Genomic DNA, 26,329 nt, shown 5'->3' on the forward strand with positions numbered 1-26,329 from the left:
ATCGATCCAATCGCCGCATCAATTCGCCCGGATCAATTCGCGCTGGTCGGCCGTTGCCGGCCGATCAGCGCTCAATGATCTGGCACTAGTTCGACTTGGCGTTTTCCTTGGCGTTCTCCGCCGTCGGCGATTCTGCCGGTGCGGGACGTTTTCCGCCGCCGGTGATGCGCTCGATCGCGGAGCGCACGGCATCGCTGCCTTTGCGGTCCTTGAGCATGTCGAGCAGCGGCGCGGAGGCCGGCGAGCGGCGGATCAGGCTTTCCGGATCGGGGAAGATCAGGGGATCGTCCCAGGGCCCCTGCACCACGAACGGCAATTCGAAGCCCGACGCACTGTTGAGGCTCGCCACGCCCTTCATGTCGTATTCGCGCGTCGGTACCGATGCTGTGCCGGTGAGCGTGATCTTCGCCGCCGGTCCTTCGACGCGGATGTCTTCGGCGGTGGCGATGCCATCGGAGAATTTCACCGCGATGGTGAGGTTGTCGTAAGGGGTCGAGCCGCTGCGGAAATTGCCGCCGCCCGACAGCGGCCGCCGTTCCAGCCGCTTCAACAGCTGCTCGGCGTTGAAGCCCGAGATCGCGCCGTCATGGCCGGTGACCGTGGCGCTGCCGTCGAGCGACTGCACGAGGCCGAACGGGCTCGAGCCGGAGGCAACGAGCGAGACGTTGATGTTGCCGCGGCCGGACAGCTTGTTGAGGCCGAACAGCTCGGTGGCGCAGGCCTGCAGGTCGACGTCGGTGAACTGGAATTGCGCCTTGATGTCGGCGACGCTGTCGGAGCGCGCAATGCCGAACGAGCCCTTGGCGATGCCGCCATAGACCTGGGCCTCGCCGACCGAGAGCGCCAGCGTGCCGTTGCGCAAATTGGCCCCGATCGCGGTGCGGCCGAGCCTCGTCGGTCCGACCGTCAGCCGCGCCGCCGACAGGCGCATGTCGAGGTCGGTGGTCGACAGCCCGTTGAGGTCGAACAGCTGCCTGTTCCAGTCCCGGGCGCCGCTCGCAAGCAGGCGGAAGGTCGAAATATAAGGTGTGAAGTCGAGCGCATCGGCGGCGAGCGTCGCCTGCAGCGTCTGCCGGCCGTTATTGGCGTAGGTCATGACGCCCTCGGCGGTGTTGCCGTCGAGCTCGACATTGACATTGGTGAGCGCGATCGAGGCGCCCACCACGTTGGCGCGCGCCTTCAGTGCAAACCGGCCGAAGCCGCCGCTGGCCGGCTGCGGCTGTCCGGTCCAGCGCAGCGCGTTGCGCAGGGACGGGCTGTCGATGGTGAGCGTGCCCTCCATCATCGGGCTGGTGCGGTTGGCGACGCTGCCGTCGAAGGCGAGCTTGAGCGGCGCGCTGGCGATCCGCGCCTTCAGACCGGACCGGTCGCCGGAGAGGGCGGCGACGAAATCGGAAAAGCTGATCGAGCCGTCGACGCGCTCGCCGCGCCAGTCGAACTGCCCGGTCGCGGCGAAGGAGCGCGAGATCGACGGCCAGGCCAGCGACAGATCGATGTCCTCGAACTTCTCGGTGGCGTGGGTGGCGGCGTCCTCGTAATTGAGCACGCCGTCCTGGATCCGGATCTCGGAGAACGACACCTGGTTGTCGGCCCCGGGCTTCATGGTGCGCGCAATGGTCTGGATGAAGGGCGTCCAGTTGCTCTCGCCGTCCGGCTTGAGGCTGACATGGATGCGCGGCCGCAGCAGCGTCAGGTCGGCGATCTCGAAGCGCTGCAGCAGCAGCGGCAGCAGCCGAAGATTGGCGGTGAGCACGTCGACATGGAGCGCGGGATCGCTGGTGCCGCCGCCCTTCAGGCCGACGTCATGGAAGGAGATGTAGCTCGCCGGCAGCACCGAAATATCGATGCTGCCTGCGACATTGAGCTCCAGGCCGGTGACGTCGCGGATCTGCGCCTCCACCGCCTTGCGCAGCGCGTCGCGGTTGATGAGCCATGAGGTTGCGATCAGGGCGATCAGCGCGACGCCGAGCAGCGCCGCGATCGGCGTCCCGAGGCGCTTCATTCCTTGGGCCATGGTCAATGGCATGTCCTGATCGGGTTGGTTGTTGGTCCAGAAGGGCGGCCGGGAGACCTGCGCGCCCCACGCCCAAGGTTGTTACGCTACAAGTTTGGTCAGGTTACAAGTCTTGTTAGGTTACAAGTCCTGCTACGTTAAGTGCCGCAACTTGATGGGTTTTCTTGTCGCTTTCAAGGCCGCGGGCGGCTCTGCCCACGCCGTGGGCAGCTTCTACCACCGCCCCGCGGGGCGGAGAACCCCGTATCATTGACGGCTTTGGAGGATTTCGCCTAATAATCGCCGCCAATCAGGCGCGACGGCTGCAAGCCGAAGGTTCAGTCGAGGTTTTTTGCATGAACAAGGTCTATCCCGACGCCAAGTCGGCGCTCGACGGCATTCTGAAAGACAACATGATGATCATGTCGGGGGGCTTTGGCCTCTGTGGCATTGCCGAGGAGCTGTCGGACGCGATCCGCGAATCCGGCGTCAAGGGGCTGACGGTCGTCTCCAACAATGCCGGCGTCGACGGCATCGGGCTCAGCCGCCTCCTGGAAACCCGGCAGATCAAGAAGATGATCTCGTCCTATGTGGGCGAGAACAAGCTGTTCGCCCAGCAATTCCTCGCCGGCGAGCTGGAACTCGAATTCAACCCGCAAGGTACGCTGGCCGAGCGCATCCGCGCCGGCGGCGCCGGCATCCCGGCCTTCTACACCAAGACCGGCGTCGGCACGCTGATCGCCGAAGGCAAGGAAGTGAAGGAGTTCGACGGCGAGAAGTACCTGATGGAGCGCGGCCTGTTCGCCGACCTCGCCATCGTGCACGCCTGGAAGGGCGATACCGCCGGCAACCTCATCTACCGCAAGACCGCGCGCAACTTTAACCCGATGATGGCGACCGCCGCCAAGGTCACGGTGGCCGAGGTCGAGCATCTGGTTCCGGCCGGTGAACTCAATCCCGACCACATCCATACGCCCGGCATCTTCGTGAAGCGCATCGTCGAGGTCGGCACGGCCAAGAAGCGCATCGAATTCCGCAACACCCGCCCGCGCACCAGCGCATGATCCGGAAAAGTGGAAGCCGGTTTTCCGATCAGATCATGCGCCACTAAAGAATCGACAGGAGCACAACGATGGCCTGGACCCGTGAACAGATGGCTGCGCGCGCCGCGAAGGAATTGCGCGATGGCTACTACGTCAATCTCGGCATCGGCATCCCGACGCTGGTCTCGAACTACATCCCCGACGGCATGGACGTCTCCTTGCAGAGCGAGAACGGCATGCTCGGCATGGGCCCGTTCCCCTATGAAGACGAGGTGGACGCCGACCTCATCAACGCCGGCAAGCAGACCGTGAGCGAGCTGCCCTCGACCTCGTATTTCTCGAGCGCGGATTCCTTCGGCATGATCCGCGGCGGCCACATGGACCTCTCGATCCTCGGCGCCATGCAGGTGGCCCAGAACGGCGATCTCGCCAACTGGATGATCCCCGGCAAGATGGTCAAGGGCATGGGCGGCGCGATGGATCTCGTCGCCGGCGTCAAGCGCGTCGTCGTGGTGATGGAGCATTCGGCCAAGGACGGCCCGAAGCTGCTGAAGCAGTGCAACCTGCCGCTGACCGGCGAGCGCGTGGTCGACATGGTCGTCACTGATCTTGCCGTCTTCACCATCGACAAGCACGGCGACGGTGGCATGGCCCTGATCGAGCTCGCCGACGGTGTCTCGCTCGACGAGGTCAAGTCCAAGACCGAAGCCGAATTCCGCGTCGCGCTGAAGAACACCTGAGGCAGCGGTCGCGAATAATCGTGAGATGGCCGGGCCTCGTCCCGGCCATTTTCGTTTGACGGTGTAGGTGCCGAAGATGAGGGCGTCTGAGGGACAGTAGGGCGCCACCACATCCTCGGTGTCGTCCTGGCGAAGGCCAGGACCCATACCGCGAGGTCTATCGATCGCGGTCGGTAGTCCCGAACGACCAGTCTTCGCCAAACTTTGTTCGGTGGTTATGGGTCCTGGCCTTCGCCAGGACGACGCTGGAGGGGCATGGGCGCGCCGCCTCCACACCGTCGTTGCGAGGAGCCCTTGCGACGAAGCAATCCAGACTATTCCTGCGGAAGGATTCTGGATTGCTTCGCTGTGCTCGCAATGACGGAGGCCGTAGCCCGGATGGAGCGTAGCGAAATCCGGGGTGCTCGCGGACGGCCTGACCCGGATTGCGCTTCGCTCCATCCGGGCTACATGGCAATGGTCTTGGCTACGACCTCGCCCGCACCTTGCCCCACCGCATCGACACGTTCGCCATCCACGTCCGCTCTTCCCGCACCAGGCGGAAGCCGAGATTGGCGGGCGGCACGCCTTGCGCGCAGCCGCCGGCGCGGGCGTCGCGGATGAAGTCGGTGACATAGGCGCGGTGCGCGCCTTCGGCGACACGCACGCCGCAATTCACGGTCGGCCGGCCGGCATTGCCGGCCTCGTCGACGCGCGAGCGCACGAAGCAGGTCGAAGTCCACTCCCAGACATTGCCGGCGAGATCTTCGATGCCGTGCTCGTTCACGCCGAACTTGCCGAACGGATGGGCCGCAGTGTCGAAGGGATCGCGCTCGGACTCGCGCTCGTAGCGGCTGATCCAGCGCTTCGAAGGATTGTCCTGGTCCACCGGCGCGCCATCGTCCTTGAATCTGGAGCCCGCCGCAAACGCCCATTCCTCGTCACTCGGCAGGCGGTAGTGCTGGCCGGTCTTGCGCGACAGCCAGCCGGCATAGGCTTCGGCGTCGTGCCAGTTCACCTGCACCGCGGGCCGATCGATGGCGACGGCCACGCCGCGATCGAGCGCGCGGCAGGCGCCGTCCTGCACGCAGATCTGATAGTCGGACGACGAGACCTGATTCCGCATGATGTGCAGCGGCTTCTCGAAGCGAATCGCGCGCAGCGGCACTTCCGCCTGCTGCCCGCCACGCGTGAAATCGCCGGCCTCGCGATAGGGGAAATTGCCCGGTGCGATCCTGACGATCGCGGGCTCCGCCGCCGTGCCGTGGACCGTCATATCCGAGACGAGGGGCGCCATCGCGATCGGGCCTGCGAGCCCGGCGGCGCAGGCGAGCAGCAGTTTCAGCTTGAATGCGATCAGCATGGTCGTCCCCCGAAAGGAAGAAGGGGCCGGTTGTTCGCCGGCCCCTCGTCGCGTCTAGTTGGTGTTGGCCGGGATGTCCGCAGGCGCCTTCACCTGCATCATCAGATCGTCGTTCCACTTGCCTTCGACCTTGAAGTGCGCGGTGGCGCCGAGATCGGCGGCCTCGATCAGGTTATGCGTGACATAGGCGTAGATGCCGGGCTGCTGGAATTTGTACAGCGCAGCTCCCGCCGAGCCGCCGCGGATGAACCAGGTCTCGAGCCCGACCTCGGGGGCATTGCCGAACTTTCCGGTCTCCCAGACATAGTCGCCATGACCGCCGATCAGATGCGGACGGCTGTCGCGATTGGCCTGCGAGTGCACGATCAGCACGTTCTCGCCGACATTGGCGGTCAGCGCGTTCTTGCCGGTGAGCGCGCCCGCCTTGCCGTTGAACACGACATGGGTCGGCGTGAGCTTTTTCATCACCTCTTCGGTCTCGGTGAAGGCTTCGCCCGGTGAGTCGTAGGACTTGAAGTTGCCCTTCTCGTCGCGCGGCACGTACATGTCCTGCTCGCCGATATAGTAGACCTTGTCGTACTTCAGCGCGTGGCCCTTGCCGTCGTTCAGTCCCTCGCGCGGCAGCACCATCACGGCGCCGTTCATGCCGGAGACGACGTGCCAGGGGATCATCGGGCCGCCCGGCGCGCAGTGATAGACGAACACGCCGGTCTTGGTCGCCTTCCAGCGCAGCACGACCTGCTCGCCGGGATTGACCAGCGTGAGCGCGCCGCCGCCGAGCGCACCGGTCGCGGAGTGGAAGTCGATGTTGTGCGGCATGGTGTTGGTCGCGGGATTGACCAGCGTCGTCTCGACGTAGTCGCCCTCATGCACGACCATCAGCGGGCCCGGCATCGAGCCGTTGAAGGTCATGGCCTGGAAGGTCGTGCCCTTCTCGTCGATGACGACCTTCTTCTCCTCGATCGTGAGCTTGAACTCGATGATCTTGGGACCCTGCTTGGTCGCCTGCTCGTGCGCGTGCACGAAGGGCGGGGCGACCAGCTCGACCTTTTGACGCGGCAGTTTGAGATCGTCGGCAGCCAGGGCGGGTGTCGCCAGCATCAGGGCGGTCGCGGCGGCGCTGATCAATGCGGCTCTGCGGGTGAACATTGGAAGCATCCTTCATCTGAAATGGTCTTGATGACGGATGCAGTGTGCGCCTGTTGCGGCAAGAGTGTTTGCGCTGCGACAAGCTTCTGCCGGTTTAGCCTCCGGTAAATTCCTTAGGAGGTGCGCCGAAGCCGCATCGACGATGGGCTACGATCGCGCGTCGTCAGCTGCGCAAGTCGTTCGCATGTTCAGTTGCATTCGCTCGTGACCGGATGGATCTGCTCGATCAGAGCAGGTGTATCGCCATCCAGACCGTGCCCCAGACCGCGAGCGACAGTGCGGCGAAGACGGCGGCCATGAGGGCCAGAACGCGCGCGAGATGATTTGCGCCGGTTGCGGGCGCGGCAGGGACAGGACGGAAATCGTCGAAGCGCGGGATGTGGCCGCGAATGCCGGCGAGCCAGAGAACGAGATCGAGCGCGAACGACGCCATGGCCTATCTCCAGGATAGCGGTGATTAAACGTCATCATCGGCCAAATCAGGCGCTCGGACTTTGAGCGAGCGCAAGGTCGCTCGCCAGGAAACGGGTAATTCAATGCCATCCGGGATTTGCCGCGCCACGCCGGCATCGATTTACGAATGGGTAAGACATGAGGACTGATCTCGCAGCGAGCTACGGCGAAGAGAGATTGCCGCGCTATACGAGCTATCCGACCGCGCCGCACTTCTCGCCGGCGATCGGCGCCGATACCTACGCCCGGTGGCTGTCGGAGCTTCCTGCCGGCACCAGCGCGTCGCTCTATCTGCACGTGCCGTTCTGCCGCGAGATGTGCTGGTATTGCGGTTGCCATACCCAGATCGTGCGCCGCGACGAGCTGATCGCGGCTTACCAGCGGACACTGCGCAGCGAGATCGCGCAGGTCGCCGAAACCATCGGTCGCCGCATCAAGGTCGAACACATCCATTTCGGCGGCGGCACGCCCACGATCATGGCGCCGGAGGCCTTCGCCGAGTTGATGGCGGCGATGCGCCATTCGTTCTTCGTGCTGCCGTCGGCGGAGATCGCGGTCGAGATCGACCCGAGGACGCTGACCGCCGAGATGGTCGAGGCGATGCGGCTCTCCGGCGTCAACCGCGCCAGCCTGGGGGTGCAGAGTTTCGATCCGGTCGTGCAGCGCGCGATCAACCGTGTGCAGAGTTATGAGCAGACCGCTGATGTCGTCGACATGCTCCGGCGTGCGGGCATCGCGGGACTCAATTTCGACCTGATCTACGGGTTGCCGCATCAGACCGTCGCCTCCTGCCTCGATACCGTCCAGCGCGCGCTCGAGCTCGGGCCCGACCGCTTCTCGGTGTTCGGCTATGCGCACGTGCCTGCCTTCAAGAAGCACCAGCGGATGATCAACGAGGCGGTGCTGCCCGACGGTCTTGCGCGTCACGATCAGGCCTGCGCGATCGCCAATGCGCTGAAGGAGGCCGGCTACGTGCAGATCGGGCTCGACCATTTTGCGCGTCCCGACGACGCCATGGCCGTGGCTTTCGAGGACCGGACGCTGCGCCGCAATTTCCAGGGCTATACCACCGACAGAGGCGAGGTTCTGCTCGGCTTCGGTGCCAGCGCCATCGGGCATCTGCCGCAGGGCTATGTCCAGAACGAGGTGCAGATCGGCGCCTACGCGCAAAGCATCACCAGCGGCCGGCTCGCCACTGCCAAGGGCTACGGGCTCACCGACGACGACCGGCTGCGAGCCGACATCATCGAGCGCATCATGTGCGAGTTCAGCGCCGATCTCGGCGACATCTGCGCGCGCTACGGCGCGGAGCCGAAGGCGATGCTCAAATCGGCCTCGCGTCTGAAGCCGCTGATCTCGGACGGCGTCGTGAGGCTGGACGGCGATCGGATCGCAGTCGCAAACGACTCGCGCTTCCTGGTCCGCAGCGTCGCCGCCGCGTTCGACGCGCATCTGGATCCGGGAAAGCAGTTGCACAGCAGGGCGGTGTAGCCGCGTCATTCCGGGGCGCGCCTCTTTGGCGCGAGCCCGGAATCCATTTCTCCCTATCATCCGCTGCGCGATGGATTCCGGGTTCGCGCTTCGCGCGCCCCGGAATGACGAGTTGAGGAACCGGCAACAGCTTGCGCTTCAGCAAAGAAACCGGCACCCGCTCCGCTATCGTCGCTTCGGAACGGAGTTGTCCATGCCCTTTCGATCCGACGACCTGGTCGATGACATCATGCGCACGGCGCCGCACACGATCCGCGTGTTTCTTGCTTTCAGGCTGGCCTGCGTCGGCTGCCCGATCGCAACCTTCCACACGGTGGACGACGCCTGCCGCGAGCACGGCATCGACCGCGACAAATTCCTCGCTGCGCTCTGCGACTGCGTGCCGGCGTGAGACGATCCGGAGTTCGCGCGGGCGCGTGCGAATTCCCGGGTGAGGGTCAAGCTTCCGCCGCAAGCGGAGGCGCCCTCACCCCTATCTTCAACGACAGCGGTGCGGCGCTCACGCCGGGCCGCTGTCGGCCGTCCGTTCCGCCAGCACGACGATCTTGTGCGGCTCGCGCAGGATGATGCGCTGACGGCCGCTCTCGACGAGGCCCTGGCTCTCCCAGCCGCTCAGGATGCGGCTCACGGTGTGCAGGGTGGTGCCGGTCATCTGCGCGATGTCCTGGCGGCTGATCGGGAAATCGATCTCGATGCCGTGGTCGAGTTTCTTGCCGGACTGTTTTGCAAGGCGCAGCAGCACATGCGCGACACGCTGCTCGACCTGCTGGGTCGACATTTCCAATATGCGGGTGTGGCTCTCCTGCAGCCGCGCGCCGACGGTCTGCAGCGTATTGGCGGTGAGCGAGGGAAACCGCTCGACCAGCCGCGGCCAGGCCGAATTCGGCCAGATCAGCACCACGCTATCGTCGACAGCCATCGCGGTGGCCGGGTAGTGCGCGGCGCCGATCGCCATCGCGAGCCCGAACGTCTCGCCCGGGGCGACATAGCGCACCACGATCTGCTCGCCGGTCGGGGTGGTCTTGGCCGCGCGGACATGGCCGTGCAGCAGCAGGAAGAACGACTGCGCGTCCGCGCCCTGCTCGAAGATGGCGGTGTTCTTCGGGTAGCGTGCCGAACGGGCCTCGCGCAGGATCTCCTCGAGGTCCTCCGGCTTGACCCCGGCAAACAGCGGCAAATGCGCAACCAGCGATGTGTCGACCTTGGCCATTCTGCCTCCTTGGCGCTCGGGAGTGTGATGGCACCTGCAATCGTCCTGCAATTTGCGATAGCGCAAAACCGGCCGTCCGGGACGGCAGTATTTTTCCAAACAACAGTCTGAATTGACAGGAGTTGCCCCATGGCTGGCGCCCGATCCCGCAATTTTGCGGGCTGGCCGCTGTTCGCAAACAGTTTTCGGCCCTTTTTCCTGCTCGCCGCCATCCAGGCCGGGCTCTCGATTCTGGCCTGGCTGCCGATGTTCTACGGTGAATTGTCGGTGACATCGGCCTTCGCGCCGCGCGACTGGCACGTCCACGAGATGCTCTATGGCTTCCTGCCGGCGGTCATCACCGGGTTCCTGTTCACGGCAATCCCGAACTGGACCGGGCGGCTGCCGATCCAGGGGACCTCGCTGGCAGCACTGCTGGTGGTCTGGCTCGCCGGGCGCGTTGCGGTGACGCTGTCGGCCGAGATCGGCTGGGCCTTCGCGCTGGTCGTCGATGCCGCTTTCCTGGCGCTGGTCGTCGCCGCTGCGACGCGCGAGATCATCGCGGGCGGCAATTGGCGCAATTTGCCGGTGGTGGTGCTGGTGCTCATGTTGCTCTCCGGCAATGTCGGCTTTCATCTCGAAGCACATTACGAAGGCGCGGCCGATGTCAGCATCCGCGTCGGCGTCAGTGTCGTGATGCTGCTGATCGCGCTGATCGGCGGCCGCATCATTCCGAGCTTCACCCGCAACTGGCTGGTCAAGTTCAATCCCGGACGCCTGCCGGTGCCATTCGGACGTTTTGACGGCGCGGTGATCGGAGCGAGCGCACTGGCGCTGATCGGGTGGATCGCGGCGCCGCTGAACATGGTCACCGGTGTTCTAATGGCTGTGGTTGGCGTGCTGCATCTGGTTCGGCTCGCCCGTTGGGCCGGCGATCGCACCACGCGCGAGCGGCTGCTGCTGATCCTGCATGTCGGTTACGTCTTCGTGCCGTTCGGCTTCATCCTGAATGCCCTGGCGGCCTTCGGCGAACTGCCGCCGAGTGCCGGCATTCATGCCTGGATGGCGGGCGCGGCCGGGACCATGACGCTCGCGGTGATGACGCGTGCAAGCCTCGGTCATACCGGGCAGGCGCTGACCGCCTCGCCCGCGACGCAAGCCATCTATGTCGCGATTGTCGTTGCGGCGCTGGCGCGGGTCTGCGCAGCGGTCGTGCCTGCGCATGGTGACGTGCTGTTGCATGTCGCGGCCTTCGGCTGGGTCGCCGCGTTCCTCGGCTTTGCCGTCGCATTCGGCCCGCTGCTCGCCGGCAGCCCGCGACGCGCCCTCGCCATCATGGGCGTGCCGGCCCCGGCACGCTGAGTCCTAGGCGGCCGATGCGGGAGCGGTTTCGATTGGCTTTCCCAGCGGCCGCATGCCCTTGCGCCATGCGGTGATGGTGCAGCCGAAGCGGCCGCGGAACCAGCGGGCCATCGCGCTTTGCGCGGAGAAGCCGAGCTGCGCGGCGATATCGGCCAGCGGCCGGTCGGGATCGTCGATCAGCTGCATCACGAGATCGGCGCGCTGGGCGTCGAGGATGGCCGAGAAGCTGGTGCCTGATGCGGCGAGGTGGCGGTGGACGGTGCGGCGGGTGCAGGCGAGGTGCTCGGCCACCCGCTCGACGGTGCAATCGCCGCTGGCGAGCAGGGTCCGCACCACCTCGTCGACCTTCTCCTCCCAGCTTGCCGGCCGGGTCTCGATCGCCTCGATCCGCTTGCGCAGATAATTCGCGATCAGGGGATGCGCGCTCGGAATTCGCCGCTCCATATCGTGCGCCGACAGCAGGATCGCATCGTCATCCGCCTTGAAGGTCACGCGGCATCCGAAGAAGTCGCGGTAGCGCTTGCGGTCGTGCGGCGGCGGATAATGCAGGTGCACCTCCTGCGGCCGCCAATCGCTGCCGAACAGCGACTGGATGATGCGGTGGACGCTGCCGAGCGCCATGTCGATCGACTGCCGCGGCGCGCGCGGCTGCCGGCCGCGCAGGTGCAGCGTGATGGTCACGGTCTGCCTGTCCCTGACGACGTCGAGCTTCATGCCGTCGTGATGAATGTGAATGAATCGCGAGAACGCCTCGATCGCTTCGCCGACGGTCGCCTGTTCGCGTACGATCAGGCCGACCGCGCCGAAATTGGTCAGGCCGCCGCGCTCGGCGAGGCGCAGGCCGAAATCTTCGGCACCGGAAGCCTCTGCCGACAATTCGAGCAGGCGGCGCACGCTGGTGACTGCAATCGGTGTATCGGGCTTGTCCAGCACGGCCAGCGGCAGCCTGACCTTGCGCATCATCTGCCTGGGGTCGAGCCCGACTGCCCGGGCGACCTCCGGGTAATAGCTCAAGCCTGCGCTGCGAATGAGGTCGGTCATGCGAACCGTTCCTGCCAGCCATTCCCGCAGATGTCCCGAAATGTAAAGTTTCTGTCCCGATCCGTCAAATCCGGGAACAGGACGGAACATACATAAGGGAAACCGAAGCACGGGCGTGAATGCCGTGCGCATGACGGCGGGGCGCGACGGGGCCCCCGGCCGTCTCGGGTCATTTGACCAAGACATTGCTGGATCGGGATATGCCGGGGAACATGCTTTCCAAGGGCGAGGTATTCGTCATCGACACTGACGCCGCCTCCCGCGAACAACTTTCCAATGCGCTCCAACAGGGCGCCTATGACGTGATCTGCTTCGCCGATGGCGCTTCTCTGCTCTCGGAAGCAAGGGAGCGGATGCCGGCGTGTGTGCTGCTGGAGATGCCGCCGGATCGCTCCGCCCTCGAGGTGCTGAAGCGGCTGCGCGAGGAGAATTGCATGGCGCCGGTTCTGGTGACCTCGGCGAACGGCAGCATCGCCATGGCGGTCGACGCGATCAAGAGCGGCGCGACCGACTTCATCGAAAAGCCGTTCCGCACCCACGACATCGTTGGCCGCATCGATGCCGCCATCGACGAGGTCGCCCAGCCCGGTTCGAGCCGGCAGCGCTGGTTGCCCGGCTGCGAGCCCCTGACCGAGCGTGAAGGCGACGTGCTCGAGCATCTTGCCGCCGGCCTCACCAACAAGGAGATCGCCCGGCGCATCCATTTGAGCGCCCGGACAGTCGAGGGCTACCGCGCCAGCATCCTGAAGAAGGCCGGCGCCAAGAACGTGACCGATCTGCTCCGCCGCATCTTCGGCAAGGGCTCGCCCGCTCAGGCCTGAGGTCTCCGCGGCGCGTTGTCCGCGTTCCGTGGCCATGGTGCCGCCGCAGCGGCGCCCCACGGAAACCCCAATCGAACCGGTTCCTTCCCTGCCGCGTCCAACCATGTTGGCGAGGCATTTGATCGCGCGCGTCCGGCTGGCGGCGCGGCGATACCGGCAGGAGGGATTTTATGCGCATCACCGCAAGATGTTTGGCAACGACGAGCCTGGTCCTGGTGACAATGGCCGCGGCGTCACCGTCATGGGCCGCCGATCTGGGCGCCAATTCGGCGATCGACACCGTCACCGTTTACCCTGATGGCGCCACCGTCACCCGCGTCATAACGGTCGATTTGCCGTCCGGAGATTCGACGCTGGTGGCCAAGGACTTTCCGCTCGGTCTCGATACCTCCTCCATCCGCGTCGAGGGTGAGGGCGGTGCAAAGCTCACCATCGGCACGATCGATGCGCGGCCGCCGCGCGCCGCGCCGGTCAACCTGCCTGAGCTGGACAAGCGGATCGAGGCTCTGAACGACCAGCGCGCCGACCTGCAGGGCGCGATCGACTCGGCCAATGCACGGCGCAAATTCGCGGAGCACTTTGCGGAAGCGTCCCCCGTGGGTATCGGCGAGAAGGGCGAGGCGCGGCCGATTGCCGAATGGCGCACGGCCTTTGCTGCGGTCGGCGAGGAGATTTCGAGCGCCGATACCGCCATCCGCGACGCCACGCGCAAGATGCGCGAGATCGACCGGCAGATCGCCGAACTCGACGTCGAACGCAAAGCCAAGCCGCCGAGCAAGCTCGAGGTTCGCATGGACGTTGCCGCCGCAGCCGCGACCAAGGCGACGTTGCGGGTCACCTATAATGTGCGCAATGCGCGCTGGCTGCCGCTCTATGACGCCCGGCTCGACACCGGCGCCAAGGACCGCAAGCCGCAGCTCGAGCTGGTCCGTCGCGCCGAGATCACGCAATCGACCGGCGAGGACTGGTCGAACGTCTCGCTCGGCGTCTCCACGGTTCGCATCAGCCGCGGCGGCAATGCGCCGGAGCTGGGTTCGCTGGTCGCGCAATATCCGCAGGTGCCGAAGCCGATGGCGCTCGGTACGGCCTCGGATCTGGCGCGGCCCGCGCCAGTCATGCAGGAGCGTTCTGCGCGAGTTATGCCTATGTCCAAGGCCCTCGAAGCCGAGCCGCGTGAACGCGCCGATGAACAACAGGCGATTGCCGAGATCGGCGGTTTCCAGGCGACCTTCAAGATCCCCGGCCGCGTCAGTCTCGGCGCCGCCGAAGGCGCCAAGAGCCTGAAAATCGCGTCTATGAATGTGCCGGCCGATCTTGCAGTCCGCGCAGCCCCGGTGATGGATACCACCGCCTTCCTCGAAGCGAGCTTCAAGCAGACCGACGATACGACGCTGCTGCCGGGCAAGGTCGCGATCTATCGCGACGGCGTCTTCGTCGGCCGCGGCAAGCTCGCAGCTTCGGCCAAGGACGACATCGTGCGGCTCGGTTTCGGTGCCGACGACAAGGTCAAGATCGAACGCGCCGTGCTCAAGCGCAACGAAGGCTCGGCGGGCCTCTTGGTAACGACGTCGAAGACCGACGAGCGTTCGTTCAAGACCACGGTCCGCAACGGCCATGACTTCCCGATCAAGGTTGCGATCGAGGATCAGCTGCCGGTCAGCGAGAGCGAGGACATCGTCGTCGAGATGCTGCCCTCGACCACACCGCCGACCGCGAGCAACATCCGCGACAAGCGCGGCGTGCTGGAATGGTCGTTCGACGCCAAGCCCGGCGAGGTCAAGGACATCACCTTCGCCTGGCGCATCCGCTGGCCGAAGGACAAGAGCATGGTGATCGTGCCGGCGGGGTAGAGGCCACCTTTCACCTGGCCCCGCAAGCGGGGCGAGGGAGTGCACCGTCATCGCGAAGCGGGCGCCGCCCGCATCGACTGCGGCAGCACATACGGCACGCCGTCGGCCTGATGGACGACGGCGTCGATCTCGAAAATATCGCGGATGATCTCGCGCGTGACGACCTCGGCTCGCGAGCCGTCCGCGGCGAGCCGGCCGCCGCTCAGCACGATGAGCCGGTCGGCAAAGCGGATCGCGAGATTGAGGTCGTGCAGGATCGCGATCACCGCGGTGCCGCTGCCAGCGCGGCGGCGCGCCGCTTCGACGAGGTCGATCTGGTGGCGCAGATCGAGGCTCGAGGTCGGCTCGTCCAGCAGGAGGAGGCCGGGACCATGCTCGGCCTCGCCGCAGGCGAGCTGCACCAGCACGCGGGCGAAATGGGCGCGCTGCTGCTCGCCGCCCGACAGCGTCGGCAATTGCCGCCCGCGGAAATGCGCCAGGCCCACCTCGTCCAGCGCGGCGTCGACCAGCGGAGCGGCATCGCGCGCGCCGCGTTCGCCAGCGCCCATCAGCACGATCTCCTCGACCGTGAAGGGAAACGTCACGTTGATGTGCTGCGACAGCATCGCGCGGCGCGCAGCAAGCTCGCGCGGCGTGTAGGTGCCGATGTCGCGCTGCTTCAACCGCACCTCGCCCTCGCTTGGGCGGAGATCGCCGGAGAGCAGCCGCAGCAGCGTCGACTTGCCGGCGCCGTTCGGGCCGATGATGGCGACCATCTCACCGGCGGCAACGGTCAGGCCGACGCCATCGAGCAACGTCGCGCGGCCGGCGCGCTTGACCAGGCCGCGCGCCTCGATCACGGCGCTCATAGCGCGGCGAGCCCGCGCTGCCGCAGCAGGATGCCGAGGAAAACCGGCGCGCCGACGGCGGCGGTTAGGATGCCGATCGGCATTTCCGCGGGCGCGACGATGGTGCGCGCCAGCGTGTCGGCGCCGACCATCAGGATGGCGCCGAGCAGCACCGAGGCGGGTAGCAGCAGCCGATGCGCAGGTCCAATAACGAGGCGGAGCAGATGCGGCACGACGATGCCGACGAAGCCGATGACGCCGCTGATAGACACCGCGACGCCGGTCATGGCGGAGACCATGACGATCGAGATGCGCTTGAGGCGCTCGACATCGACGCCGCCGTGAAATGCGTCGGCCTCGCCAAGCACCAGCAGATCGAGGCCGCGGGCGATGAAGGCGCAGGCTGCGAGCCCGACAACAAGGACCGGCGCAAGGACGGCGGCCTTGGCCCAGGTCGCGCCGCTCATCGAGCCGAGCATCCAGAACGTGATGTCGCGCAGCTGGCGATCATCGGCGATGAACACGAGAAGTCCGATGCCCGCGTTGGCGATCGCGGTGATGGCGACGCCGGCAAGCAGGAAGATCGCGATCGAGGTCCGCCCCGAGCGGCTGGAGATGCCGTAGAGGATTGCGGTGGTCGCCAGCGAGCCCGCGAAGGCGGCGAGTGGCAGCAGCTCGGTCTGGAGGAAGCGCAGCGCCTCGCCGAAGCGTGAATCCGTGAAGACGATTGCGCTCGCGGCCGCGAGCGCGCCGCCGCTGGAGACGCCGACGAGGGCGGGATCGGCCAGCGGGTTGCGAAACAGTCCTTGCATGATCGCGCCGGCCGCCGCCAGCAGCCCGCCGACCATCGCAGTCGCGGCGATGCGGGGGATGCGGATCGACCACAGCACGAGCTGGTCGCGCGTCGTCATGGCATCGGCGGTGGTGTTGCTGATGAAGCCGAGCGCAGCAGGAAGCCGGGACAGGGGAATGCCGGCTGCACCGACCGTCAGGGCAACGATGGCGGTGGCGAGCAGCGCCGCAACCAGAAGGGGGATCGCGAACGATGCGGACCGCCGTCCTGCAGGTCGTCGCAGGCTCCGTGCCCCGGTCCCGACCGCCACGCTCATTGCCGGCAATTCGCCGCCGACAGGGCCGACGTGAATGCGCCGCCATCGGCCAAGGCCGGATACAGCTTGACCGAGAGATCGCGCGCCGCCGCCGCCGTGCGCGGCCCGAAGCCGAGCAGATAGAGGCCGTCCATGGTGATGAAGCTCTTGTTGGCCGCGACCGGGGTCAGCGCAAAGCCGGGATGTGCATAGACTGCATCGGCCTGCAGCGAATCCTTGCCGCGCTCGATCGACAGCACGACGTCGGGCTTTGCGGCCACGATCGCCTCGTCGCCGATCACCTTGTAGCCGTCGTAATCGTCGACCGCGTTGGCGGCGCCCGCGAGCTGGATGATTTCGTCGGCCGCGGTCTTGTGGCCGGCGACCATTGCGCGCCCGTTCTGGAGCGACATCACGAACATCACGCGCACCGGCTTCGTCACCTTGGCGCGCAGCGCGCGGAGCTGGGCGAGATCGGCGCCGACCGCGGCGCTGAGACATTCAGCGCGCGCATCGACGCCCATGGCGTGGCCGACCAGCTTGATCTTCCCGATCAGCCCTTCCTCGGAGAAGGTCTCGGGCACCAGCACCAGCGGCACCTTCGCCGTCTCCAGGATGTCCATGGTCTCGCGCGGGCCCGAGCCCTGGATCGCCAGGATCAGCGTCGGGTTGAGGCCGAGCACGCCCTCGGCCGAGATCTGGCGCATGTAGCCGACGTTGGGTTTGTCGTGCAGCGCAGCGGCCGGATAGAGGCTCGTGGTGTCGACGCCGACCAGCCGGCTTTCCAGCCCGAGCGCATAGAGGATCTCGGTGATGGCGCCGCCGATCGAGACCGTGCGGGCAAAATCGATGACCGCGACATCGCGATCACGCGCGTCATGCACCGTGATGCCTGCGGCATGTGCGCTGGACGCAACCGCGATGGTGGCGGTGAGCATGAGGTTCGCGAGGGTGCGACAAAATGTCATTACAGGTTACTTCGTCAGGATCAGCTTGTTCTGTGAGGTCAGGCGAAGCCGATAGCTGTCCTCGCCATGTGCGATGATGATCTCGCGCTCATGCGCGAACAGCTCGCGGCTGTCGATCCGGCCTCCTCGCATGGTGAGTGTTCTCGTTGTTGCAGAAGGGCTTTGTGTCGGCCCTGCCGCATCGCCGCTCTTGTCTCCTGATGTGGCCGACATTTTGGGTGTGATGCGCTTTCGTAAATTCAGATGCTGCCTGCTTGTATAGGCGCCATCAGGCGCATTCCAACGGCGCCAATTTACAATTGATATAAACTGCAACCTGCGGTCATTGACCGTCAGAGTGTTGCCACGTAACCAAATATGGCAGCGGACGGATGTCCGCGCCTTGATAAATCAGCCAGCCAGTCGCCGCGCCGTGCGGCGCACGCCAGCCAGACGACAAACAAAATTGAAGTGAAGTGCAGGCTGGGGCTGATATGGCTGACGGGGCTAGGTATTCGCGCGCCCTGATTTTGGGCGCGTCGGTGGTTTCAATTGCGGCAGTGATGCCGGCAAGCGGCTTTGCGCAGACCGCTTCGCAGCAGGCTGAAAACGCGTCACCGAAACAGGCCAAGCGCAAGCCGTCCAAGCCGCAAGTCGCGCAGCAGGCAACGCCTGAAACCCTGAACGCCCGCGCCCAGGCCGGCAGCACGGCGCCGGTTCAGGTGCTCGACACCATCACCGTCGCCGCAACCAAGACCAAGGAGCGCGCCATCGATGCGCTCGCGCCGGTCAGCTCGATCACGCTCGACCAGATCCAGGGAATCCAGCCGAACCGGCTCTCGGACATCTTCTATGCTGTGCCCGGCGTGTCGTTCCAGGAGCGCGGCGACGATCCTGCGACCGTCATCAACATCCGCGGCTTGCAGGATTTCGGCCGCGTCGCAGTCGTCGTCGACGGCGCGCGGCAGAACTACCAGCGCACCGGTCACAACGCCAACGGCTCCTTCTTCCTCGATCCTGAATTGATCGGCGGCGTCGATGTCGTGCGCGGCCCCACCGCCAACATCTACGGCTCCGGCGCGATCGGTGGTGTGGTCTCGTTCCGCACCAAGGACATCGACGACGTGCTGCGTCCCGGCGAGCGCTGGGGCGTCGATCTCTCCGGCTCCTACGGCTCCAACAACAATCGCGGCCTCGGTTCGGTGTTCGGCGGCGTGCGCGCGACCCCCGAGGTCGATATCTTCGGCGGCGCGGTCTACCGCACGCAGGGCAATTACAAGGACGGCAACGGCACCGAGATCGGCAACACCGGCAACCAGGTCGAGGCCGGGTTGATGAAGCTCACGGTGCGCCCCGCCCTCGGTCACGAGGTCAAGTTCGGTGCCGTGTTCCAGGACTATCAATACGATATCGGCCAGTTCAATCGGGGCCCGGTGGCGACCCCGGCCCAGCGCGCGCTCTATCAGGGCTCGTCGGTCTACGCCTCCGATGCGAAGAACTACACCGGCACCATCACCTGGAACTATTCGCTGCCGAGCGACAATCTGTTCGACTGGCACATGTCGGTCTATGGCAACCGCGTCGACAACGACCAGACCAAGACCTATCACTATTCGACGTCGGGCGCGGCCCTCTGTGGTACCGGCAATTTCGGCAACAACATCTCCGGCTGCGTCGGCGACAAGCGCGGCTATGTCCTCAATACGTACGGCATCGACGTCAATAACACCACGCGTTTCAACGTCGGCGACTGGCGCAATGCCGTCACCTGGGGCGTCGACGCCTTCCAGGACGACGTGATCACGACCGACAGCCGCGGCAACTCGAACATCACCACGCCGAGCGGCATCCGCACCGTGTCGGGCGGTTTCGTCCAGTTGAAGCAGAACTACGGCACCTGGTTCGAGGCGGTGAGCGCGATCCGCTATGACCGCTATGATCTGGACTCCGGTAAGACCAGCGGTGGTGGCGATCGCTTCTCGCCCAAGATCACCCTGGGTGTCACGCCCGTCGCCGGCTTCCAGCCCTATGTCAGCTATGCCGAAGGCTACCGCGCTCCGTCGATCACCGAAACCGTGATCTCCGGCGCTCATGCGACCGGTGGCGGACCGGCTCTCTTCCCCTGTCCGGACGGCACCGTGGGCCTGTTCTGCTTCCTGCCCAACCCGAACCTTCGTCCCGAAGTCGGCAAGAACAAGGAAGTCGGCTTCAACCTGAAATACGACAACATCTTCACCGCGTCCGACTCGTTCCGCGGCAAGATCAACCTGTTCCGCAACGACGTCAGCGACTATATCGACCTTGTCTCGTTCGGCTTCGTGACGTTCCCGGGTGTTGGCTCGTTCGCGCAATACTACCAGTATCAGAACATCGCGCGGGCCCGCATCCAGGGCTTCGAGGCGGAGACGATGTACGATGCCGGCAACTGGTTTGTCGGCGTCGCCGGCCACTACATCCAGGGCAAGAACGTCGCGACCAATATCGGGCTTGCGACCATCACCCCGCGCAAGGTCGTCACGACCGGCGGTGTCCGCCTGCTCGACCGCACGCTGATCCTGTCGGCGCAGTGGGCTTCGTACGGTCCCAACAACGACGTGCCCGCCGGCTACCTGCCGGCGACGGGCTACGAGCTGGTCAACCTGTACCTGACCTACAACGCGACCAGGGACATCGTGTTCACGGCTTCGATCGATAACCTCCTGAACCAGTACTACCGGCCCTATGCCATTCCCGGCAGCTCGACCGACGGCACGTCGCAGAACGACGTGCTGTGGTCGAGCCCGGGCCCGGGCCGGGTCTACAAGGCCGGCATGAAGATCCACTTCGGAGGTGCGTAAGCCGAGAGGCGCCGCAACACCATAAACATCCGCCGGGCCGCGCTGATGCTCCAGCGCGGCTTCGGCGCGTTTTCGTCTTCAACAAGGAGAGACCTTTATGTTCATCGCCATGAATCGTTTCCAGGTGAAGCTCGGCTCGGAAGCCGCGTTCGAGACCGTCTGGCGCACCCGTGAATCCTATCTCGGCAGCATGGCGGGCTTCGTCGAATTCCATCTGCTCAAGGGACCGGTCGCCGAGGACCACACGCTGTATTCCTCGCACACGGTGTGGGTCGACAAGGCGGCCTTCGAGGCCTGGACGAAGTCGGACGAATTCCGCCGCGCCCATGCGCGCGCCGACAACAAGACCGGGGAGAGCCTCTATCTCGGCCACCCCAAGTTCGAGGGCTTCGAGGTCATCATGACCGAGCGCAAGACGAACGCGGCTGCTTAGATCGCGGCAGGCGGAGAGCAGGACATGCTGAGCAAGGATCTTGCCGATCTCAGAGCGCATATGGCCGACAATCCCGGCGCGGTGATCGAGGACGTCGCGCGCGAGCGCAAGGTCACACCGCGTGCGGTGATCGAGGCGCTGCCGCCGTCCATGGTGCGCATCGGCGGCGGCGAGCATTTCGCCGCGGCCATGCAGGACATCGCGGCGTGGGGCGAGGTCACGCTGATCGTCCACACCGATGATGCGATCTTCGAGTTCACCGGAGCCGTGCCGGCGGGCGAGGTCGGCCGCGGTTATTTCAACCTGATGCAGCCGAAGGGATTGCACGGCCATCTCCGCCACGAGCGTTGTGCGGCCGTTGCCTTCGTCGAGCGGCCCTTCATGGGCAAGAGCTCGGCCTTCATCGCCTTCGTCAATGCCGACGGCGGCATCATGTTCAAGGTCTTCGTCGGCCGCGACGAGACCCGGGCGCTGCGTGCCGACCAGCTGGAGCGGTTCCGTCAGCTCGCAGATCGGATCGCGGCGTAGCTTTTTTCTGTCGGGAGATCAGGATGCAAAGCAAGTCGGGGCTTCGGCACGTGATTCTGACAACCGCGCTGACGCTCGCGCCGGCGCCGGCCTTCGCGATCGACGAGGCGCTGTTGCCGCGCAATCTGTCGCCCTGGGGCATGTTTCTCGGCGCCGACATCGTCGTGAAGGCAGTGATGGTGGGGCTCGCCATCGCCTCGCTGGTGACGTGGACGGTGTGGCTCGCCAAGAGCATCGAGCTCCGCCGCAAGAGCGCGCTCGCCGTCGAGCGCACGCGCGCGCTCGAAGGCAGGATGAAGCTGGCGGAGGCGGCGGAGCGGACCGGAGATGCGCACGATGCCGTCGCCCAGCTCATCCAGTCCTGCGCGAAGGAGGCAGAGCTCTCCGGCGGCATCGTCGATGATGGCCTCCAGGAGCGCATCGCGTTGCGGCTGGAGCGGGTCGAGGCAGCGATGTCCCGTCAGATCGCGCGCGGCACCGGCGTGCTCGCGACCATCGGCGCCACCGCACCCTTCGTCGGCCTGTTCGGCACGGTCTGGGGCATCATGAACTCGTTCATCGGCATCTCCGAGAGCCACACCACCAGCCTCGCCGTGGTCGCGCCGGGCATTGCGGAGGCGCTGCTTGCGACCGCGCTCGGCCTCGTCGCGGCGATTCCGGCGGTGGTGATCTACAATCATCTCGTCCGCGGTATCGCCAATTATCGGGCTCTGCTCGGCGACGCCTCGGCGCAGCTGATGCTGCTGGTCAGCCGTCAGCGGGACCACAGGGAGTTCCGCCTGGCCCGGGCGGCGGAGTAGGCCATGGCTGCGAAGCTCGGCGCACGTTCGCCTTCGCCGCTCAGGCGCGGCGACCCCGGCGATCTCGACGTCACCCATGAGATCAACGTCACGCCGTTCATCGACGTGATGCTGGTGCTGCTGATCATCTTCATGGTGGCAGCCCCACTGGCCACCGTCGACATCGGCGTCGAGCTGCCGGCAACTGCCGCCGAGCCGGCGCCGCGGCCGGACAAGCCGGTCTTCGTCACGGTGAAGCCGGACCTTTCGATCGCGGTCGGCGAAGACGTCGTGGGTCGCGACGCTCTCAGCACCTCGCTCGATGCCGTCACAAAGGGCCGCAAGGACGAGCGTATCTATCTGCGCGCCGACAAGGCCGTCTCCTATGGCGACCTGATGGAGGTGATGAACACCCTGCGCAACGCCGGCTATCTCAAGGTCGCTCTCGTCGGCCTCGACGGACGCAGCTGATGGCCGCGAACGCCTTTGCGCTGCACGAGCCGCTCCGAGAGCGTGAGACCGCGCGCTGGGGCGCATCGGGCGCGGTGATCGTGGCGTTGCACGTCGCCGCCGCGCTGCTTGCCATGAGCTTTCTCAAGTCGCAACCGGAGCAGGGCGTCAGCCTGCCGGCGATCATGGTGGATATGTCGCCGGTAACGTCGGCGCCGCAGTCGACCCCGCTCGACCTCGCGCCGGGGCCGGTGATGGAGCAGGCGGACGCTTCTCCACCGGATTGGGCGGCCCCGCAGGCTGTTGAAGAGACCCTTGCGCCGACGCCTCCGCAGGACAAGCCGGAGGTCGTTGCGCCGCCCGAGCAGAAGCTGAAGCCGGCGGAGGCGGAGTCCGCCAAGGTCGTCACCGAGGCCAGGCCTGAGCCGGTCAAGCCGAAGGTGGTTCGTCCCGAGGCGAAGAAGCCGAGCCATGCGACGCCGGCCCCACGCACCACGGCCTCGGGGCGCGCAGAGCGGCAGGCTCCGGCCGCATCGGCCGTGAGCGCGGGCGCATCGGCGGCGGCGATCGCGTCCTATAACCAGATGGTGGCGGCGCATCTGCAACGCTTCAAGCAATATCCGCCGGCGTCGAAAGCCGCCGGCGAGAACGGTGTCGCGCGGCTCAGCTTCACGCTCAGTCGCAGCGGCCAGGTTCTCGGCAGCCGCCTTGCCGGTTCGTCCGGCTATTCGGCACTCGACGCCGAGACCATGGCGATGGTCCGCCGGGCGCAGCCCTTTCCTGCGTTTCCAGCGGAGATCACGCACGCCACGATGAGCTTCACCGTGCCGATCTCGTTCTCGATCCGGTAGCGGCCTCTGTCATGCCCCGGCTTGCCGCCTTCGCTAAAGCTCCGGCGGGCCGGGTACACTTGTGGCCCCGGCGTAGCCTTGGCGGAGACGGGACCGGGGCATCCAGTACGCCGAGGCCTCACGGTTCAATCGCTGGCGCTGCGGCGTACTGGATCGCCCGGTCGAGCCGGGCGATGACCGTGTTGAGAGAGCGCCAGCTTACTTCGCCTTCAGGAAGTCCGCGACTTCGAGCAGCATGAACTCGTCGTCATCGGCCTTGTTGGGATCGCGGCTGGAGGAGAACGGCAGATTGTTGTCGTTGCCCGCGATGATGTGGGTGTCATCGACGCGATCGACGTTCTCGATGGTGAAGAACGGGAAGGTGTAGACGCCGTCATTCAGCGGCTTCCTTGCCTTCTTGTCGGGATCCTGGATCTTCATCAGGTCGATGTAGCCGATCTTCCGCACGGGCTTGCCGACATTGGCGTCCGAAAGCTCGATCTTGTAGATGCGCTTGAACTTGGCGATGTCGGGGAAGCAGTTCTCGCCGCGCTGGCCTTGCGGGCAGGCCTTGTCGGCGGTGCCTTCGCCGTTGTCGCGCTCGATGATGAGGCCGGAGGCCTGATCGATCATGTTGAAGTCGCCGATGGCGTTGCCGTTCTGCTCGAACACATATTGCCAGTAGCGGCCGGTGAACTTCTCGGCGGCGACGTCGAATTCGAGGATGCGGGAGGCTTCCTTGCCGTCAACCTTCTCCCAGTCCTTCTTGTCGGCATCCCACAACGGCCCCTCGAGCAGGCCGTAGAGGAATTTTCCGTCCTTCGACGCGGCGAAGCCTTCATAGCCCTTGGAGCGACGGAGATTGACGTTGGTATAGGTCGCGCCGGGCGCGCCCGGCGTCGCGACGGCCCAGTTATCCGGCGAGCGCACCGGCTTGCCGTCGGCCACCGTCTCGAACACGCCGAGGATCTTTCCGGTCTTGTCCGCCTTCAGGATGTAGGGGCCGAACTCGTCACCGATCCAGAAATTCTCGCCGATGATCTGGAAGCCTTCGGTGTCGAAGTCCGAGCCGGTGAGATAGCGCTTCTGGGTATCCTCATGCACGATGCGGAAGGGCACCTTCTTGTCGGGGTCGTGCAGGAAGATGGTCTCCTGACGCTCGATCTTGCCGTTCGCCCAGTCCATCTTGTAGCGGTTGAGGTACAGCATCGAATCCGGCGAGTTGGCGCGTGCGCCCATGCCGTTGTCGGTGATCACCCAATAGCTGCCGTCGGGCATGTGCTTGATGCCGGAATGGCCCTGCAGCGGCTGCCCCTTGAACGGCAGCGACACGCCGGTCGGACGCTCATAGGACTTGCCCATGACGGTGCCGAGCGCGTCGACGCGCTTGCCGGTGGTGTACTTGCCCGAGGTCTTGAGATCGGCCGGCGCGTCGGCGGGCGCGTCGATGAAGGTGGCGGCCGGCATCACCACGTGGCCGGCGAGCTTGGCCGGGAATTCGCCTTCGCTCTGCGCGAGCGCCGTGCTCGCGGTGAGAATGATCGTTGCGACGGTGCTGAGAAAAGTCGCGCGCATGTGCGTCTCCTGTTAACGGACGCACGCCTTATGCGGATCGCATGTTGCAGTTTTGTGAAATCGGGCCAAACGCCGCAGCACCCTCCCGCTCCCTGATCGAATCCGACGAGGTGGCCGCGTGCGCGGCGACCTCGCGGAATCCGATTGAGGGCTAAAGCATGATCCGGAATAGTGCGAAGCGGTTTTCCGGAAAGATCATGCGCAAACAACAACCTGAAGCGCGATGACGATTCATTCAAATCTCATCGCGCTTCAGGTAATCTTGCGGGCGAGGAAATCGCGGATCAGGGGAGTGACCTCGTCGAACCTGTCCTCGAGCAGGAAATGGCCGGAGTTGATCAGATGAAACTCCACCTGGGGCAGGTCGCGCTTGTAGGGATGGGCGCCGTCGGCAGGAAAGATGAAATCGTTCTTGCCCCAGACGATCAGCGTCGGCGGCTTGTGCTTGCGGAAGTAGGCCTGCACCGCCGGATACAGCGGCAGATTGGTTCGATAGTCGTAGAACATATCGAGCTGGACGTCGTTGTTGCCCGGCCGGTCCAGCAGCGCCTGGTCATGGATCCAATTGTCGGGCGAGATCCGGCTCGCGTCCGACATGCCGTCGGTGTACTGGAATTTGGTCGTCTCCAGCGTCAATAGCTTCATCAGCGCCTGACGGCTCGCGTCGGAGCCGTCAGCCCAGTATTGCTTGATCGGATTCCAGAACTCCTTCAGTCCTTCATCATAGGCGTTGCCGTTCTGGACGATGAGGCCGCTGACGCGCTCGGGATGCTTCAGCGCCAGCCGCCAGCCGACCGGAGCACCGTAGTCCATGACGTACATCGCGTAGCGCTTGACGCCGAGCTGGTCGAGCAGGCCGTCGACGAGCTCGCCGAAGCGATCGAACGTGTACTTGAATGACGCCCGCGGCGGCATGTCGCTCTGGCCGTAGCCGGGATAATCGGGGGCGATCACATGATACCGGTCCGCGAGCGCCGGGATCAGGTTGCGGAACATGTGGGAGGAGGTCGGAAAGCCGTGCAGCAGCAGCACCACGGGCGCATCCTTCGGCCCGGATTCGCGATAGAAGATCTTGATCCCGTCGACGGTCCTGGTCCGATGGTACGTGACCGGATAGCCGCCGCCGGTTTCGGAGCGATCGCGTTGCGGCTTCGCGGCAGCCGGCGCAGCCGCGGCAACCGCAACTCCGGACAGGCCAAGGACGAGATGTCGGCGATCGAGGCCGGCTGATGGGCGTGTGATGTTCTCGGTGCTCATGTCGATCTCCCAGTCAAAATCGGTGATGATTGTATTCGTCGGTCGCCGCGAGCCCGGCGCTGGATTTTGCGATGACGGCTGTCAATGCAGCCGGTGGCCGTGTGATCGGCGGGCTTGTGGTTGATGCGCCAGGGAATGCCGAAGGCAGATCCAACTCCACGCTGCCTTCGCGCGTCAGGCCGAGGTGCCGGAATTGCGAGCAGCCGAATGCTGTCCGGCATTCGTCGATTGATCGTTTTCCAGGCAAGCTTCCAGCCGTCCCATTCCAAAGTCCGCAGCGAGCTTCGCGTAACCGATTGCGGCT

Annotated in this window: 25 protein-coding genes; 13 read left to right on the forward strand and 12 right to left on the reverse strand. The window is 65.4% G+C overall.

Features of this window, described 5'->3' with window-relative positions:
- Positions 1 to 85: 85 nt before the first annotated feature.
- On the reverse strand, positions 86 to 2,014 hold the full coding sequence (locus JQ603_RS30240; RefSeq protein WP_212345120.1) for an AsmA family protein: 1,929 nt from the start codon (positions 2,012 to 2,014) through the stop codon (positions 86 to 88).
- Positions 2,015 to 2,349: 335 nt separating this feature from the next.
- On the opposite strand from JQ603_RS30240, the gene JQ603_RS30245 reads away from it, so the two are divergent.
- Positions 2,350 to 3,057, forward strand: a complete 708-nt coding sequence (locus JQ603_RS30245) for a CoA transferase subunit A (RefSeq protein WP_166813432.1) — start codon at positions 2,350 to 2,352, stop codon at positions 3,055 to 3,057.
- A gap of 68 nt (positions 3,058 to 3,125) precedes the next feature.
- Positions 3,126 to 3,776: a 3-oxoacid CoA-transferase subunit B gene (locus JQ603_RS30250; RefSeq protein ID WP_211407130.1), complete on the forward strand. Its 651-nt coding sequence runs from the start codon at positions 3,126 to 3,128 to the stop codon at positions 3,774 to 3,776.
- A 466-nt stretch (positions 3,777 to 4,242) separates the two neighbouring features.
- Here JQ603_RS30250 and JQ603_RS30255 read toward each other — a convergent pair whose 3' ends face one another.
- The 3 genes from JQ603_RS30255 to JQ603_RS30265 all read right to left on the reverse strand — a co-directional run bounded on the left by JQ603_RS30255 (position 4,243) and on the right by JQ603_RS30265 (position 6,700).
- A complete protein-coding gene (locus JQ603_RS30255; RefSeq protein ID WP_212345121.1) occupies positions 4,243 to 5,118 on the reverse strand; it encodes an SUMF1/EgtB/PvdO family nonheme iron enzyme in 876 nt (291 codons plus the stop codon).
- A gap of 54 nt (positions 5,119 to 5,172) precedes the next feature.
- Entirely contained in the window at positions 5,173 to 6,267 is a 1,095-nt protein-coding gene (gene nirK, locus JQ603_RS30260) for a copper-containing nitrite reductase (RefSeq protein ID WP_212345123.1), read from the reverse strand.
- Positions 6,268 to 6,493: 226 nt separating this feature from the next.
- Complete coding sequence (locus JQ603_RS30265; RefSeq protein WP_212345125.1) at positions 6,494 to 6,700, reverse strand: hypothetical protein; 207 nt, start codon at positions 6,698 to 6,700, stop codon at positions 6,494 to 6,496.
- A gap of 158 nt (positions 6,701 to 6,858) precedes the next feature.
- Here JQ603_RS30265 and hemN point away from each other — a divergent pair, with 158 nt between their 5' ends.
- Complete coding sequence (hemN, locus tag JQ603_RS30270) at positions 6,859 to 8,211, forward strand: oxygen-independent coproporphyrinogen III oxidase (protein ID WP_212345127.1); 1,353 nt, start codon at positions 6,859 to 6,861, stop codon at positions 8,209 to 8,211.
- 193 nt (positions 8,212 to 8,404) lie between these two features.
- Positions 8,405 to 8,602 (forward strand): DUF1858 domain-containing protein, encoded by a 198-nt coding sequence (locus JQ603_RS30275; RefSeq protein ID WP_212345129.1) that lies wholly within the window; start codon positions 8,405 to 8,407, stop codon positions 8,600 to 8,602.
- Positions 8,603 to 8,710: 108 nt separating this feature from the next.
- Here the strand turns inward: JQ603_RS30275 and JQ603_RS30280 are convergent, their stop codons facing one another.
- Positions 8,711 to 9,421 (reverse strand): Crp/Fnr family transcriptional regulator, encoded by a 711-nt coding sequence (locus JQ603_RS30280; protein ID WP_212345132.1) that lies wholly within the window; start codon positions 9,419 to 9,421, stop codon positions 8,711 to 8,713.
- Between the two features lie 129 nt (positions 9,422 to 9,550).
- On the opposite strand from JQ603_RS30280, the gene JQ603_RS30285 reads away from it, so the two are divergent.
- Positions 9,551 to 10,762: an NnrS family protein gene (locus JQ603_RS30285; protein ID WP_212345134.1), complete on the forward strand. Its 1,212-nt coding sequence runs from the start codon at positions 9,551 to 9,553 to the stop codon at positions 10,760 to 10,762.
- A 3-nt stretch (positions 10,763 to 10,765) separates the two neighbouring features.
- Here the strand turns inward: JQ603_RS30285 and JQ603_RS30290 are convergent, their stop codons facing one another.
- Positions 10,766 to 11,803, reverse strand: a complete 1,038-nt coding sequence (locus JQ603_RS30290) for an AraC family transcriptional regulator (protein ID WP_212345137.1) — start codon at positions 11,801 to 11,803, stop codon at positions 10,766 to 10,768.
- A 200-nt stretch (positions 11,804 to 12,003) separates the two neighbouring features.
- Between JQ603_RS30290 and JQ603_RS30295 the strand changes: the two genes are divergently transcribed.
- Together JQ603_RS30295 and JQ603_RS30300 are read left to right on the forward strand one after the other, a co-directional pair.
- Positions 12,004 to 12,624: a response regulator transcription factor gene (locus tag JQ603_RS30295; RefSeq protein ID WP_212345140.1), complete on the forward strand. Its 621-nt coding sequence runs from the start codon at positions 12,004 to 12,006 to the stop codon at positions 12,622 to 12,624.
- A gap of 170 nt (positions 12,625 to 12,794) precedes the next feature.
- Complete coding sequence (locus JQ603_RS30300; RefSeq protein WP_212345142.1) at positions 12,795 to 14,474, forward strand: mucoidy inhibitor MuiA family protein; 1,680 nt, start codon at positions 12,795 to 12,797, stop codon at positions 14,472 to 14,474.
- A gap of 47 nt (positions 14,475 to 14,521) precedes the next feature.
- Here JQ603_RS30300 and JQ603_RS30305 read toward each other — a convergent pair whose 3' ends face one another.
- From JQ603_RS30305 to JQ603_RS38165, 4 genes are read right to left on the reverse strand one after another with little or no spacing between them, the layout of a single operon-like run.
- Complete coding sequence (locus JQ603_RS30305) at positions 14,522 to 15,322, reverse strand: heme ABC transporter ATP-binding protein (RefSeq protein WP_212345145.1); 801 nt, start codon at positions 15,320 to 15,322, stop codon at positions 14,522 to 14,524.
- Positions 15,319 to 16,410, reverse strand: coding sequence for a FecCD family ABC transporter permease (locus JQ603_RS30310; RefSeq protein WP_212345148.1), 1,092 nt, complete (start codon positions 16,408 to 16,410; stop codon positions 15,319 to 15,321). Before JQ603_RS30310 ends, JQ603_RS30305 begins: the two co-directional genes overlap by 4 nt.
- Positions 16,407 to 17,357, reverse strand: a complete 951-nt coding sequence (locus JQ603_RS30315; RefSeq protein WP_212345151.1) for a heme/hemin ABC transporter substrate-binding protein — start codon at positions 17,355 to 17,357, stop codon at positions 16,407 to 16,409. Before JQ603_RS30315 ends, JQ603_RS30310 begins: the two co-directional genes overlap by 4 nt.
- A gap of 6 nt (positions 17,358 to 17,363) precedes the next feature.
- The gene (locus JQ603_RS38165) at positions 17,364 to 17,570 is read right to left on the reverse strand and encodes a hemin uptake protein HemP (protein ID WP_245003978.1); all 207 of its coding nucleotides are present in this window, start codon (positions 17,568 to 17,570) and stop codon (positions 17,364 to 17,366) included.
- Between the two features lie 260 nt (positions 17,571 to 17,830).
- Here JQ603_RS38165 and JQ603_RS30325 point away from each other — a divergent pair, with 260 nt between their 5' ends.
- The 6 genes from JQ603_RS30325 to JQ603_RS30350 all read left to right on the forward strand — a co-directional run bounded on the left by JQ603_RS30325 (position 17,831) and on the right by JQ603_RS30350 (position 23,214).
- Positions 17,831 to 20,173 carry a TonB-dependent hemoglobin/transferrin/lactoferrin family receptor gene (locus JQ603_RS30325; RefSeq protein WP_212345158.1) on the forward strand — a complete coding sequence of 781 codons (2,343 nt, stop codon included), beginning with the start codon at positions 17,831 to 17,833 and terminating at the stop codon, positions 20,171 to 20,173.
- Between the two features lie 97 nt (positions 20,174 to 20,270).
- Positions 20,271 to 20,606: an antibiotic biosynthesis monooxygenase family protein gene (locus JQ603_RS30330; RefSeq protein ID WP_212345161.1), complete on the forward strand. Its 336-nt coding sequence runs from the start codon at positions 20,271 to 20,273 to the stop codon at positions 20,604 to 20,606.
- 24 nt (positions 20,607 to 20,630) lie between these two features.
- Entirely contained in the window at positions 20,631 to 21,134 is a 504-nt protein-coding gene (hutX, locus tag JQ603_RS30335) for a heme utilization cystosolic carrier protein HutX (RefSeq protein ID WP_212345163.1), read from the forward strand.
- A gap of 23 nt (positions 21,135 to 21,157) precedes the next feature.
- Entirely contained in the window at positions 21,158 to 21,934 is a 777-nt protein-coding gene (gene exbB / locus JQ603_RS30340) for a tonB-system energizer ExbB (RefSeq protein WP_212345165.1), read from the forward strand.
- Between the two features lie 3 nt (positions 21,935 to 21,937).
- Positions 21,938 to 22,384 (forward strand): TonB system transport protein ExbD, encoded by a 447-nt coding sequence (gene exbD / locus JQ603_RS30345; RefSeq protein ID WP_212345167.1) that lies wholly within the window; start codon positions 21,938 to 21,940, stop codon positions 22,382 to 22,384.
- Positions 22,384 to 23,214: an energy transducer TonB family protein gene (locus tag JQ603_RS30350; RefSeq protein ID WP_212345168.1), complete on the forward strand. Its 831-nt coding sequence runs from the start codon at positions 22,384 to 22,386 to the stop codon at positions 23,212 to 23,214. Before exbD ends, JQ603_RS30350 begins: the two co-directional genes overlap by 1 nt.
- Before the next feature lie 198 nt (positions 23,215 to 23,412).
- On the opposite strand, the gene JQ603_RS30355 is transcribed toward JQ603_RS30350, so the two are convergent.
- Positions 23,413 to 24,768, reverse strand: coding sequence for an esterase-like activity of phytase family protein (locus JQ603_RS30355; RefSeq protein WP_212345169.1), 1,356 nt, complete (start codon positions 24,766 to 24,768; stop codon positions 23,413 to 23,415).
- Positions 24,769 to 25,020: 252 nt separating this feature from the next.
- Entirely contained in the window at positions 25,021 to 26,025 is a 1,005-nt protein-coding gene (locus JQ603_RS30360; RefSeq protein WP_212345171.1) for an alpha/beta fold hydrolase, read from the reverse strand.
- Between the last annotated feature and the right edge of the window lie 304 nt (positions 26,026 to 26,329).

It is taken from the genome of Bradyrhizobium liaoningense (assembly GCF_018130825.1).
GTDB lineage: Bacteria > Pseudomonadota > Alphaproteobacteria > Rhizobiales > Xanthobacteraceae > Bradyrhizobium > Bradyrhizobium liaoningense_B.

Excerpts from the sequence above, each read along its gene's own strand:
- JQ603_RS30240 (WP_212345120.1), bottom strand. The coding sequence starts at position 2,014 with ATGGCCCAAGGAATGAAGCGCCTCGGGACGCCGATCGCGGCGCTGCTC.
- JQ603_RS30245 (WP_166813432.1), top strand. The coding sequence starts at position 2,350 with ATGAACAAGGTCTATCCCGACGCCAAGTCGGCGCTCGACGGCATTCTG.
- JQ603_RS30250 (WP_211407130.1), top strand. The coding sequence starts at position 3,126 with ATGGCCTGGACCCGTGAACAGATGGCTGCGCGCGCCGCGAAGGAATTG.
- JQ603_RS30255 (WP_212345121.1), bottom strand. The coding sequence starts at position 5,118 with ATGCTGATCGCATTCAAGCTGAAACTGCTGCTCGCCTGCGCCGCCGGG.
- nirK (WP_212345123.1), bottom strand. The coding sequence starts at position 6,267 with ATGTTCACCCGCAGAGCCGCATTGATCAGCGCCGCCGCGACCGCCCTG.
- JQ603_RS30265 (WP_212345125.1), bottom strand. The coding sequence starts at position 6,700 with ATGGCGTCGTTCGCGCTCGATCTCGTTCTCTGGCTCGCCGGCATTCGC.
- hemN (WP_212345127.1), top strand. The coding sequence starts at position 6,859 with ATGAGGACTGATCTCGCAGCGAGCTACGGCGAAGAGAGATTGCCGCGC.
- JQ603_RS30275 (WP_212345129.1), top strand. The coding sequence starts at position 8,405 with ATGCCCTTTCGATCCGACGACCTGGTCGATGACATCATGCGCACGGCG.
- JQ603_RS30280 (WP_212345132.1), bottom strand. The coding sequence starts at position 9,421 with ATGGCCAAGGTCGACACATCGCTGGTTGCGCATTTGCCGCTGTTTGCC.
- JQ603_RS30285 (WP_212345134.1), top strand. The coding sequence starts at position 9,551 with ATGGCTGGCGCCCGATCCCGCAATTTTGCGGGCTGGCCGCTGTTCGCA.
- JQ603_RS30290 (WP_212345137.1), bottom strand. The coding sequence starts at position 11,803 with ATGACCGACCTCATTCGCAGCGCAGGCTTGAGCTATTACCCGGAGGTC.
- JQ603_RS30295 (WP_212345140.1), top strand. The coding sequence starts at position 12,004 with ATGCCGGGGAACATGCTTTCCAAGGGCGAGGTATTCGTCATCGACACT.
- JQ603_RS30300 (WP_212345142.1), top strand. The coding sequence starts at position 12,795 with ATGCGCATCACCGCAAGATGTTTGGCAACGACGAGCCTGGTCCTGGTG.
- JQ603_RS30305 (WP_212345145.1), bottom strand. The coding sequence starts at position 15,322 with ATGAGCGCCGTGATCGAGGCGCGCGGCCTGGTCAAGCGCGCCGGCCGC.
- JQ603_RS30310 (WP_212345148.1), bottom strand. The coding sequence starts at position 16,410 with ATGAGCGTGGCGGTCGGGACCGGGGCACGGAGCCTGCGACGACCTGCA.
- JQ603_RS30315 (WP_212345151.1), bottom strand. The coding sequence starts at position 17,357 with ATGACATTTTGTCGCACCCTCGCGAACCTCATGCTCACCGCCACCATC.
- JQ603_RS38165 (WP_245003978.1), bottom strand. The coding sequence starts at position 17,570 with ATGTCGGCCACATCAGGAGACAAGAGCGGCGATGCGGCAGGGCCGACA.
- JQ603_RS30325 (WP_212345158.1), top strand. The coding sequence starts at position 17,831 with ATGGCTGACGGGGCTAGGTATTCGCGCGCCCTGATTTTGGGCGCGTCG.
- JQ603_RS30330 (WP_212345161.1), top strand. The coding sequence starts at position 20,271 with ATGTTCATCGCCATGAATCGTTTCCAGGTGAAGCTCGGCTCGGAAGCC.
- hutX (WP_212345163.1), top strand. The coding sequence starts at position 20,631 with ATGCTGAGCAAGGATCTTGCCGATCTCAGAGCGCATATGGCCGACAAT.
- exbB (WP_212345165.1), top strand. The coding sequence starts at position 21,158 with ATGCAAAGCAAGTCGGGGCTTCGGCACGTGATTCTGACAACCGCGCTG.
- exbD (WP_212345167.1), top strand. The coding sequence starts at position 21,938 with ATGGCTGCGAAGCTCGGCGCACGTTCGCCTTCGCCGCTCAGGCGCGGC.
- JQ603_RS30350 (WP_212345168.1), top strand. The coding sequence starts at position 22,384 with ATGGCCGCGAACGCCTTTGCGCTGCACGAGCCGCTCCGAGAGCGTGAG.
- JQ603_RS30355 (WP_212345169.1), bottom strand. The coding sequence starts at position 24,768 with ATGCGCGCGACTTTTCTCAGCACCGTCGCAACGATCATTCTCACCGCG.
- JQ603_RS30360 (WP_212345171.1), bottom strand. The coding sequence starts at position 26,025 with ATGAGCACCGAGAACATCACACGCCCATCAGCCGGCCTCGATCGCCGA.